Source organism: Flavobacterium sp. (assembly GCF_025352015.1).
GTDB lineage: Bacteria > Bacteroidota > Bacteroidia > Flavobacteriales > Flavobacteriaceae > Flavobacterium.
Genome location: NZ_JANXUG010000034.1, coordinates 1 through 11,488, shown reverse-complemented (window position 1 = coordinate 11,488; position 11,488 = coordinate 1). Strand labels below are relative to the sequence as shown.

Here is an 11,488-nt window from a genome sequence, read left to right as displayed (position 1 = left end):
GAAAGCCGTGGTGAGTGCGTTACACGAAACTGGAGTAAGTACCTTCTACACATCGGTGGTTTTAATATTTGGTTTTGCTATCTTTACGTTATCGAGTTTTGGCGGAACGATTGCTTTAGGCGGGTTAATTTCGGTAACGTTAACTTTTGCGATGTTTGCCAATTTGGTGGTGCTTCCGGCATTGGTTTTAACCACCGAGAAATGGAGCGGCAAAAAAGAAATGAAGGCAGACGAGGAAGAACCAAGCATCAATATTTATCGTGATAACAAGGAAGAGAATATTGATGAAATTACAGAAAAAGAATAATTTATATTTGCAATTATAATAATATCCAAATCATAAAATCTAATTAATTTTGCCACAGATTAAAGTATTCAAAGGATTTTTTTGGATAACTAAAAAATACTCTGTGAAATCTGTGACGAAAATATTTTAAAATTTTAAATCTCATATTTAATGAAACATACAAAAGTTAAAAACCTACTTAATAGCGCAACGCCCCTTTTAGAAGTAAATGCAAAAGGTTGGGTACGAAGGTTTAGAAATAATCAGTTTATAGCTTTGAACGATGGTTCGACGATTAATACTATTCAGTGTGTTGTAGATTTTGAAAACACTCCCGAGGAAATTTTAAAAAGAATTACAACTGGTGCCGCAATTTCTGTAACTGGAGCTTTGGTAGAAAGTCAAGGCGCAGGTCAAAAATATGAAATACAAGTTAGGCATTTAGAAATTTTGGGCGATTGCGATGCCGAGAAGTTTCCCATTCAACCTAAAAACAAACCAAGTCTTGATTTTCTGCGCGAAAATGCACATTTGCGTGTTAGAACCAACGCTTTTGGAGCTATTATGAGAGTTCGTTCTGTACTTTCTTTTGCGATTCATCATTATTTTCAAGAAAAAGGATTTGTATATGTAAACACCCCAATCATAACAGGCAGTGATGCTGAAGGTGCTGGTGAAATGTTTAAAGTAACGGCTTTGCCCTTTGACAACACACCAAGAACAGCAGATGGAAAAGTAAATTATAAGGAAGATTTCTTTGGAAAAGAAACAAATTTAACCGTTTCCGGACAATTAGAAGGGGAAACGTTTGCCATGGCGTTAGGAGAAATTTATACTTTTGGACCAACTTTTAGAGCCGAGAATTCGAACACCTCACGACATTTGGCAGAATTTTGGATGATTGAACCCGAAGTTGCGTTCAATGATTTGAATGACAATATGGATTTGGCAGAAGATTTTATCCAATATGTGATTAAATATACTTTAGACAAATGCCAGGAAGATTTAAAATTCTTGGAAGGAAGATTATTAGACGAAGAAAAATTGAAACCACAGGCGGAACGAAGCGAAATGAAGTTGTTAGAAAAATTAAACTTTGTTTTAGAAAACAATTTTAAACGAGTTTCCTACACCGAAGCGATTGCTATTTTAAGAGAATGCGCGCCCAACAAAAAGAAAAAATTCAATTATATCATCAACGAATGGGGAACCGATTTACAAAGTGAACACGAGCGTTATTTAGTTGAAAAACACTTTAAATGTCCCGTGATTTTGTTTGATTATCCTGCTAATATCAAAGCGTTTTACATGCGATTGAATGAAGATGGAAAAACCGTTCGCGCTATGGATATTTTGTTTCCTGGCATTGGAGAAATCGTGGGAGGTTCACAAAGAGAAGAACGTTATGATGTTTTGATCGAAAAAATGAAAGCTTTGGGTATTGATGAACAAGAATTATGGTGGTATTTAGACACCCGAAGATTTGGAAGCGCAGTCCATTCAGGTTTTGGATTAGGATTTGAACGCTTAGTGCTTTTCGTAACGGGAATGACGAATATTAGAGATGTGATTCCGTATCCAAGAACGCCTTTGAACGCAGAATTTTAATTAAAAGGTTATAAGGGTAATGAGTTTAGAAGGTTTAGTTCCTCATAAGTTTAAAATTTCTAAACTTTCTAACCTCTTCTAAATCTTTTCTAAACCTTCTAAACTATAAACACAAAATGCTCAAGCAATTTCTAAATCTAAAATTATCGCAAAAATTATCTCCTCAACAAATTCAGTTGATGAAGATGATACAATTGCCGACACAAGCATTTGAGCAGCGATTGAAAGAAGAATTAGTAGACAACCCAGCATTAGAAACTGGTAAGGAAGAAGAAGAATTATTCGAAAAAGATGAATTTGACAATAATGACGAATACGATGATTTTGAGGGAAGCGAAAATATTGAAGCTGACGAAATCAACATTGATGAATATTTGAGCAACGACGAAACCCCAGAATATAAGCTTCAAACTAATAATTATAGTGATGACGATGAAACTCGTGACATGCCATTTGCAGCGCCAACTAGTTTTCATCAAGATTTAATCAATCAGTTAAACACGTTTCTTTTAACAGACGAAGAGCACAATATCGCAGAATTCTTAGTTGGAAGTATTGATGATGACGGGTATTTGCGTAGAGATATGTCAGATATTGTAGACGATATGGCATTTACTCAAGGAATGTATACCAATGAAAAAGCGGTCGAAAAAATGCTGCACATTATCCAAGATTTAGATCCAACGGGTGTTGGAGCTCGGAATTTACATGAGTGTTTGTTATTGCAACTCCGACATAAAACCCCTACTGAATATGTTGATTTAGCCATTAATATTATTCAAAATGAGTTTGATGCGTTTACAAAAAAACATTACGAAAAACTATTAGCAACTTATGAAATCTCTAAAGAACAGCTCAAAAAGGCAATTGAAGAAATTGAAAAATTAAATCCAAAACCGGGTGGTGCTTATGACAGTAGCAGTCGTACCGTGGAGCAAATTGTTCCAGATTTTGCCATTAAAATTGTTGATGGCGAACTGGAACTTTCCTTAAACGGAAGAAACGCACCTACCTTACACGTTTCCAAAGATTATCAGGAAATGCTTCAAACCTATAAAGTTTCTAAAGACAAATCGCATTCCCAAAAAGATGCAGTACAGTTTATCAAACAAAAATTGGATTCAGCCAAATGGTTTATCGATGCCATCCGCCAGCGCCAAGAAACGCTTTTTGTTACGATGAATGCCATCATGCATTTTCAGAGCGAGTATTTCCTTGACGGCGAAGAAACAAAATTAAAACCCATGATTCTCAAAGACATTGCCGACATGGTTGGGCTAGATATTTCTACCGTTTCGCGCGTGGCAAATAGCAAATATGTAGAAACTCCTTATGGTACAAAACTGATCAAAGAGTATTTTTCTGAATCGATGAAAAATGATCAAGGTGAAGATGTTTCTACCTTGGAAATCAAAAAAATCCTAAAAACAATTATCGAAGAAGAAGATAAAAGCAAACCTTTGCCCGACGATCAATTAGCCGAAATCCTAAAAGAAAAAGGGTATCCAATTGCGCGCAGAACTATTGCCAAATACAGAGATTTATTTGATATTCCTGTAGCAAGAATGCGGAAGAAGATATAATTTAAAATTTTTTTAAAACAGCTTCAACTAGATACATCAAATTGGTTCATCAAACCATCGAATCATTATATTTGTTCAAGCAAATAACATCTTGAAAAAAATCTTTCCTTTTTTTTCCTATCTCTTCCATCCTATTTTCATTCCAGTTTTAGGAACTTTTTTTTATGTTTTGTTGGATAAGCATTATTTCACTTTACCGCAATATTTGATTCTATTTTTGCAAATCATCATCATTACTTTTTTATTACCCATTACATTTTTCTATTTGTTAAGAACCTTTGGCAAAATAGAAAGTGTAATGCTTTCAGATATTTCCCAGCGGAAAATTCCTTTGCTATTGCAGCTCCTTTTATTTGGGGTTTTGATTGAAAAAAGCATCACCATAGATCGATTTCCTTGTCTTTATTTCTTCTTTCTGGGAGGATTATTTAGTACCATTTTTGCGTTTTTATTGTTGTATGCGCAGATAAAAGCAAGCATTCACATGATTGGCATTAGTTCACTAACGGTTTTTATCATTGGATTAGGCATTCACAATCAGGTGAATGTCATTGAACTTGTTGCTTTTTTTGTAGTAATTAATGGCATTGTCGCCTCCTCACGCTTGGTGATGAAAGCACATTCCGGTCAAGAACTTATCATTGGATTTTTGTGTGGTGTACTGCCACAAAGTGTATTGTTCTATTTTTGGTTATAAGATGTAAAACATCAAACCAAAATTGGTCGTATTCATATTTATGGATTGATTGTCAATTTTTGCTGCCGATTTAAACATTGGATTTAATCCATAATAGGCATAAAAATTCCAAGTATTCCATCCCACCGCAATATAAACACCATATTGAAATTGACTTAAATCTTTATTCCTCGATAGTTTGACAACTCCCAAGGACGATACCGATTTATAGTCATCATAAAAAAGGTAACTCACTTTAAACCCTGAATAAATTCTCCAAAAAATATGACTGTTTGGGGTAGAATTTCGCCATCTGAATTCAACCGGTAAATCAATGTAATGCAATGATAATTTATTGGTTGAATAATATATAGCCGGGTCTAAAACTTGATAGGTATTAATCCCGTTAGAACTCGAAATTTCTAAATTTTGATTGTAAATACCTAATGAATATCCTAAACCTGCGGCAACAGCCACTGTTCGAGATTTGTTAATAGGCATGTCTCTCAAAAATCCTAATGCTATTCCGGGTGAAAGCTTATTTTGATTAATGTTTACAGGGCGTCTTTGAAGCCCGTTATAAGTGATGTTTACATAAAATTGGTCTTCCCGATATAACGAATCTACCGCATCAAAATCGGTTACTACATTTTGAGCTGTAGCACAAAATGTTACTAAAAAAAGAACAAAAGGAAAGTAAAAACGCATTCTTATGTAATAAGTCATAAACGTACGAAAAAAACTGATTGTCTCCATTCATAAACCACATTTTGGTATAAAACATATAAAAAACACTACCTCTAAAGGTGTTTAAATATGTTAATTTTAGTCTAAAAGTGAATCCTTTAAAGACGGCCAAGTGCGCTATTTTCAATACACATATTTCAAAAATTAGAGCCGTAACCTTTTTAATTAGTGAAATATTGGGCAAAAAATTAGTAGTGAAACTAAAGTTATCGACCTCAAAACATCAAAATAATCCTTCTACAGATAAATATCTTTCGCCAGTATCATAATTGAAAGTCAATACAATAGCGTTATCTGGAATTTCTTGTAGTTTTTTTGCCACCGCTGCTAATGAAGCTCCTGTAGAAACCCCAACTAAAACCCCTTCTTTTTTTGCGATTTCTCTTGTAAATTCATAAGCGTCGTTTTTACTAACTTGAATTACTCCATCAATGGCGGCAGCATGGTAGTTTTGTGGAATAAACCCTGCTCCAATGCCTTGCAAAGGATGCGGTGAAGGACTTCCACCACTCAACACGGGTGATAATTCTGGTTCAACAGCAAAAATCTTTAAATTAGGAAATTTCTTTTTTAATACTTCGGCAACACCTGTTATATGTCCTCCAGTTCCTACGCCCGTAATGATATAATCTAAACCATTTGGAAAATCAGCCAGTATTTCCAGAGCCGTAGTTGTTTTATGAATTGCTATGTTGGCTGGGTTATTAAATTGTTGTGGTGACCATGCATTTGGGGTTTCGGCAACGAGTTCAGAAGCACGTTCAATGGCGCCTTTCATCCCTTTTTCTCTTGGGGTCAGTTCAAATTCAGCACCGTATATTTCCATTAGTTTTCGTCTTTCCACACTCATGGATTCGGGCATTACTAAAATAACTTTATATCCTTTTACGGCGGCAACGAGTGCTAAACCAATTCCGGTATTGCCCGATGTTGGTTCAATTATAATACTATCTGGTTTTAATAATCCTTTTGTTTCGGCATCTTCAATCATAGCAAGTGCAATCCTATCCTTAATGCTGTTGCCAGGATTACTTCGTTCTAACTTTATCCAAACGTTGCTATTTTTGAATAATCGATTTAATTTTACTACGGGTGTATTCCCAATGGTTTCTAGAATGGTGTTCGCTTTCATATGTTTTTTGTTTTATATTAATTAAATACTAAAATTTAGTGCTTCAGGAAAATTCTGAATATTTTTAATCATAATTTCACTTTTATGATATACTAACGATTGGGCAGCAATAGAATTGGTTATCCAAACATTTCCGCCAATTACGGCTCCTTTTCCAATCACAGTTTTTCCGCCAAGAATAGTGGCATTAGCATAAATTACCACATCATCTTCAATAGTTGGATGGCGTTTTTCTGCGGCTTTGTCTTTGCTCACCGTCAAAGCACCTAGGGTAACTCCTTGATATATTTTTACATTTTTACCAATGGTGGCGGTTTCGCCTATCACGATACCTGTTCCATGATCTATAAAAAAACTTTCGCCTATAGTAGCTGCAGGATGAATGTCGATTCCTGTTTTGCTGTGTGCATATTCAGCCATAAAACGCGCTAAAATAGTACTGCCATTGTTCCATAGAACATGGGCAAATCGGTGTACCGTAATGGCAAAAAAACCTGGGTAAGCGAGCACGACTTCACTTCTTGATTTTGCTGCTGGATCAAAATTTAAAATTGCTATTAAATCCAGTTGAAGTTTTTTATAAACACTTTGTATAGTCTCAAAAAAAACGGTTGTCTGATGCCTTGCGCTTTCTTTAGAGTACTCTTCCTCCAATAATTCTTGCAAAATCATTTGGAGTTCTTGTTCTTTCGTTTCAAAAAAATTATAATCCACATATTCTTTGGTGGAGCAAAACAACCAGTCGGACATTTCATTAATCCAAGACGAGGCTTTCACTTTGCTTAAGAAAATTTTACTTTCCATAAAATTAGATTGATAAATGATTTTATTTTTTGACATTTCTTTTAGGCACATAAAAACAAAAACTCTCCAACGAATTGAAGAGTTTTGTTTGTTAGAATTATATTTTATAATTAAATCACAACAAATCGCTCCTCAACAGTTGAGGGAAACAATAACAAAAAGTGATATAAACTAGTTGCATACGGTGATTTATTGTTACAAATATCAAATGTTTTAAATTACAATCCAAATAATTTTTTTTATTTAACTTATGATTATAAAATGTTTAAAAATGTGATGCTGAAATTATCTACCCCTTAAAATTTACTCCTTAAACTGATAAAAAGTTTGTTTATAATTTATAAGTAAAACATTTTAACGGTTGTAAATAGTACTAAATTTGTAGAAAACCAATCCTAATGAAAACATTCAAAATAATTATTTTACCAGTTCTTTTAATTTTAATTCCATTAAACTCCTATTCTTGGGGAGAAAAAGGACATTCTTATGTAGCAGAAATTGCTTTTAAAAACCTTGATAAAAAGACCAAAAAACTAGCCCGAGAATATCTAGACGGAATGACAATTGAGGAAGCTGCCAACTGGATGGATGTCATCAAAAAAGATAAAAAGTACGATAATTTAAAAGCCTTACACTATGTAAATTTCGAAAAAAACGAAGTGGTAAAAGACATTTGTTGCGATAACATAATCTCGGCATTAACTACTTGTATTTCAAATTTAAAAAATTATAAAAACCTATCCAAAGAAGAGGTAAAAACCAATTTATGTTATTTATTTCATTTGATGGGCGATTTGCATCAGCCGCTGCACATAGGTTACGGAAGTGATAAAGGCGGAAATACTTTTCAAGTGCATTTTGACGGTAAAGGAACAAATTTGCATGCTTTGTATGATTATCGGATTATAGAAGATAAAAATGTAACGCTCAAACAATGCATAAAAGAAAGAAATTATTCTAAAACTGAAATCGACGAAATTCAAAAAATTGATGTTGTAAATTGGGCTTCTGATTCAAGAAAATATTTAGGAACTATTTATAATGTAGAAAACAATATAATTTCAGATGATTATGTAAATGAAAATTTACCAATTATAAAAAGTCAAATTCACCTTGCTGGCATTCGTCTGGCTGGAGTTTTAAAAGAAGTTTTTTCTACAAATTAAAAACCCTTTAAATCAGACGATTTTAAGGGTTTTAATTCAATTAGCGTCATTGTTGCAGAGAGGAAGGGATTCGAACCCTCGATATGTTACCATATACACGCTTTCCAAGCGTGCGCCTTCGGCCACTCGGCCACCTCTCTAAATTGTGGTGCAAATAACCGCAAATTTTTTCAGTAAAAAAAACGCGTCTTGCAAATATTATTGCATTTCGCCACGAAGTGAAGTTTCAAAGATGGTCTTGAAAACAGCGGGAGATACCTTTTGTCCTAAAAGATACATCAACTTGGTAATTGCGGCTTCTGTAGTAATGTCTTTTCCAGAAATGAGCCCAATTTTCTCGAGTTGTGTGCTGGTTTCGTACTGTCCCATGTTGACGCTTCCGCCCGAGCATTGGGTCACATTAATAATGTGCAAACCGTTTTTTATAGCTTTTTTTAAGGTGTCAATGAACCAAACCGCAGTAGGTGCATTGCCAGAACCATAGGTTTCTAATATAATCCCCTTTAGATTAGGGATATTAATAATGGCCGTCAAAACGGTTTCGCTGATTCCCGGAAACATCTTCACAATGACCACTTGATCGTTCAACTCTTTGTGAACTACCAAATTTTTAGTGGCTTTTTTTTGCGAAATAGTATTGGAATTGATTTTCAAATGAACTCCCGATTCTGCCAAAGGAGGATAATTGGGAGAGGTAAACGCATTGAAATGTTCCGCATTAATCTTGGTGGTTCTGTTGCCTCGATATAATTTGTATTCAAAATAAAGGCAAACTTCCTGAATAACCGACTTTCCTTTTTGTTTTAAAGAAGCTATTTGTATTGCCGTAATCAGATTTTCTTTGGCATCGGTGCGCAAATCGCCTATAGGTAATTGTGAGCCTGTAAAAATTACAGGTTTGTACAAGTTTTCTAACATAAAACTCAAGGCTGATGCCGAATATGACATGGTATCTGAACCATGAAGCACCACAAAACCATCAAAAGCAGCATAGTTTTGTTCGATAATTGTAGCAAGAATAACCCATTGCGATGGGCTGATATTAGACGAATCTATAGGTTTTTCAAAAGAAATGGTTTCAATGGTGCAATCCAATTGTTGCAATTCGGGAATTTTTTGAAGAAGTTCCTTAAAGTTGAAGGCTTTTAAAGCTCCCGATTCGAAATCTTTCATCATCCCGATGGTGCCACCCGTATAAATCAACAGTAAGTTCGATTTAGATTGCATTCTCATATTTTGATTTGTTCACCACAGGATTGGCATACATGGCAAGAAAACTTTCCAGCATTTGTGGGTTGCTTTCATCAATTTTCATTTCTAATCTTCTTTCGAAAAGCGATTTTTCGTTTTCAGAATAATGATTTTTGTAGTCTTGCGTGTTGTGCAACAAATCGTAAGCAATATAATTGGTGGGCCAAAGCCTGTACCTTTTTAAAATAGAGTCGTCTATCACTTGAGCCAAAGCTTGAATTTGTTTGTTATTGTTATCAAATTCGGCAGCAACGGTGTCTAATTCTGTATTCAAAACAGCGCCTACATGAATGTGAATGTGTTTCTTTTGACCAATAATTCCGCTTAACAACGTAATGAAATCCTCGTTTTTTTCTTTAATATAAATTTCGTTTCTGGCTTCGGCTATAAGTTGTGGCATTTTCAACGCATCAGTTGGGTCGTATTCGTAGGAGATAGAAACGGGAACAATTTTTATTTTCTTGAAATAATCCATCAAGTTGGCTTCCTCAGACCCCATGGCTAGCATTTTCAAAACCCCCGAATGCGTTGCATCATTACCATCCTTTGTCCTGCCTTCGCGTTGGGCTATCCAAACCGAACGATTTTCGCGCAGCAGCAACTGACCAATGTATTCCGATAATAATTTAGAACTGTCCAATAATTCTCTGGGCGATAAACCCCGTTGCACTAAAAAGTTCCTGTTGAGTTTTGAGAGTGTTTTCAAAAACGATTTTTGCACCAAATTATCCCCTATTGCCGATGCCGTCATGACTAATCCGTGATCGAACAGCGCAACATTTAGCAGCGAAGTGTCTAAAATGATATCCCTGTGATTTGAAATAAAAAGATAGGAAGTGTTTTTTTCTAATGTTTCAAAACCCGAAGTAGTCAACCCTTCCGAGCTTTTTTCTAACACTTTTTGAACCGATTGGTAAATAAAATTACATTGAAAATCTCGTATTGAGTGGGTTCTTTTTAATTGGTTCATCCAGATTTCATCGGCAACATCGGGGAACGTAAAATTCATAATTGCTTTCATCATGGGATGATTCAAGCATGAAAGGATGCCTTCATTGACTTCGGTATCATAATACGGACGAATAGAATCAAATTTCTGCATGTAGTTTTTAGAATTATTGAAAAACAAATGAACAAAAAAAAAGTTACTTTATGTTACATTTTGGGTTAAATCCCAAAAACAGTTTTAGAATTTTGTGTAGTAATATGTGCTATTTCGTCTATGGGTAGCTGATAAATCTGTGCTAATTTTTCGGCAATTAGTTTTATGTAACTGCTTTCGTTTCGTTTCCCTCGGTGCGGCACTGGTGCCAAATACGGCGAGTCGGTTTCAAGAACAATATGTTGTAAGTCTATTTGGGGCAAAAACTGATCTATTTTTCCGTTTTTAAAAGTCGCAACTCCGCCTATTCCCAGCTTCATGTTTAAACTGACAGCTCTTTTGGCTTGCTGAAAATCACCAGTAAAACAATGAAAAATTCCGAATAAATCAGCTGCTCTTTCTGATTCTAACACTTCGAAAACTTCGTCAAAGGCGTCACGACAGTGAATATTGATGGCGAGTTTATGCTGTTTTGCCAACTGTATTTGGTGTTGAAAAGCATGTTGTTGTTGTTTCAAAAAAGTTTTGTCCCAAAACAAATCAATGCCAATTTCCCCCACCGCATAAAACTTCTTTTTGGATAGTTGCGTTGCTACATGCGCTAATTCTTCTTCATAATTTTCTTTAACATACGTAGGATGCAAGCCCATCATGAGGAAAATGTTCTCGGGAAACTGAACTTCTAAATCATACATTTTTTGAGTATGCGAGGCATTTATCGAGGGAACAAAAAAGCGCGAAACCCCAGCATCAATAGCCCGTTGAATCATTTGTGTACGGTCTTGGTCAAACTCCTCAGAGTAGAGGTGGGTGTGGGTATCGATAAGAATCATAGTGACTGCAGGTTTTGGATGGTAAAAATAGTGAAATTTCAAATTTAAACCATCACTTGTCAATATTGTAAGGTCGCGGTTTGGTTTGCTGGTTTACCTCGCCAAGCCAACTTTTGAAATTAAGTGCAGCGCGTTTACATACACATAAGTACGAAAAGTATTCAACAAATATAAAGTCCTTTTGATGATTTGTAAAAATAAAAAAATTACATTTACAATCAATAAAGCGAAACAAACCTTCGCCAATCCACCCAATTTTGGGTGTATATACGAACGTTTGTTTCGCCTATAAGTAAGTTA

The 11,488-nt window shown here is 35.0% G+C and carries 11 protein-coding genes and 1 tRNA gene; 5 read left to right on the top strand and 7 right to left on the bottom strand.

What is annotated here, in order from left to right; genetic code table 11:
* The 4 genes from Q0Q96_RS03570 to Q0Q96_RS03555 form a co-directional block, all read left to right on the top strand.
* On the top strand, window positions 1–307 hold a 307-nt coding region (locus Q0Q96_RS03570), incomplete at its 5' end, for an MMPL family transporter (protein ID WP_366068892.1).
* 150 nt (window positions 308–457) lie between these two features.
* Window positions 458–1,894, top strand: a complete 1,437-nt coding sequence (gene asnS, locus Q0Q96_RS03565; RefSeq protein WP_293871845.1) for an asparagine--tRNA ligase — start codon at window positions 458–460, stop codon at window positions 1,892–1,894.
* A 116-nt stretch (window positions 1,895–2,010) separates the two neighbouring features.
* Entirely contained in the window at window positions 2,011–3,477 is a 1,467-nt protein-coding gene (gene rpoN / locus Q0Q96_RS03560; RefSeq protein WP_293871843.1) for an RNA polymerase factor sigma-54, read from the top strand.
* 91 nt (window positions 3,478–3,568) lie between these two features.
* On the top strand, window positions 3,569–4,174 hold the full coding sequence (locus Q0Q96_RS03555; protein WP_293871841.1) for a hypothetical protein: 606 nt from the start codon (window positions 3,569–3,571) through the stop codon (window positions 4,172–4,174).
* Here Q0Q96_RS03555 and Q0Q96_RS03550 read toward each other — a convergent pair.
* The 3 genes from Q0Q96_RS03550 to epsC form a co-directional block, all read right to left on the bottom strand.
* Entirely contained in the window at window positions 4,169–4,909 is a 741-nt protein-coding gene (locus tag Q0Q96_RS03550; protein ID WP_293871838.1) for a porin family protein, read from the bottom strand. The two genes, Q0Q96_RS03555 and Q0Q96_RS03550, sit on opposite strands and share 6 nt — an antisense overlap.
* A gap of 214 nt (window positions 4,910–5,123) precedes the next feature.
* Complete coding sequence (gene cysK / locus Q0Q96_RS03545) at window positions 5,124–6,032, bottom strand: cysteine synthase A (RefSeq protein WP_293871835.1); 909 nt, start codon at window positions 6,030–6,032, stop codon at window positions 5,124–5,126.
* A gap of 21 nt (window positions 6,033–6,053) precedes the next feature.
* Complete coding sequence (gene epsC / locus Q0Q96_RS03540) at window positions 6,054–6,872, bottom strand: serine O-acetyltransferase EpsC (RefSeq protein ID WP_293871831.1); 819 nt, start codon at window positions 6,870–6,872, stop codon at window positions 6,054–6,056.
* A 362-nt stretch (window positions 6,873–7,234) separates the two neighbouring features.
* On the opposite strand from epsC, the gene Q0Q96_RS03535 reads away from it, so the two are divergent.
* Window positions 7,235–8,002 (top strand): S1/P1 nuclease, encoded by a 768-nt coding sequence (locus tag Q0Q96_RS03535; protein ID WP_293871828.1) that lies wholly within the window; start codon window positions 7,235–7,237, stop codon window positions 8,000–8,002.
* Window positions 8,003–8,057: 55 nt separating this feature from the next.
* On the opposite strand, the gene Q0Q96_RS03530 is transcribed toward Q0Q96_RS03535, so the two are convergent.
* The 4 genes from Q0Q96_RS03530 to Q0Q96_RS03515 form a co-directional block, all read right to left on the bottom strand.
* Window positions 8,058–8,142, bottom strand: a tRNA-Ser gene (locus Q0Q96_RS03530).
* A gap of 58 nt (window positions 8,143–8,200) precedes the next feature.
* Window positions 8,201–9,229: an asparaginase gene (locus Q0Q96_RS03525; RefSeq protein WP_293871825.1), complete on the bottom strand. Its 1,029-nt coding sequence runs from the start codon at window positions 9,227–9,229 to the stop codon at window positions 8,201–8,203.
* A complete protein-coding gene (locus tag Q0Q96_RS03520; RefSeq protein ID WP_293871822.1) occupies window positions 9,219–10,355 on the bottom strand; it encodes a 1-acyl-sn-glycerol-3-phosphate acyltransferase in 1,137 nt (378 codons plus the stop codon). The genes Q0Q96_RS03525 and Q0Q96_RS03520 overlap by 11 nt, the downstream gene beginning before the upstream one ends.
* Window positions 10,356–10,420: 65 nt before the next feature.
* Window positions 10,421–11,188: a TatD family hydrolase gene (locus Q0Q96_RS03515; RefSeq protein WP_293871819.1), complete on the bottom strand. Its 768-nt coding sequence runs from the start codon at window positions 11,186–11,188 to the stop codon at window positions 10,421–10,423.
* Window positions 11,189–11,488: the final 300 nt, after the last annotated feature.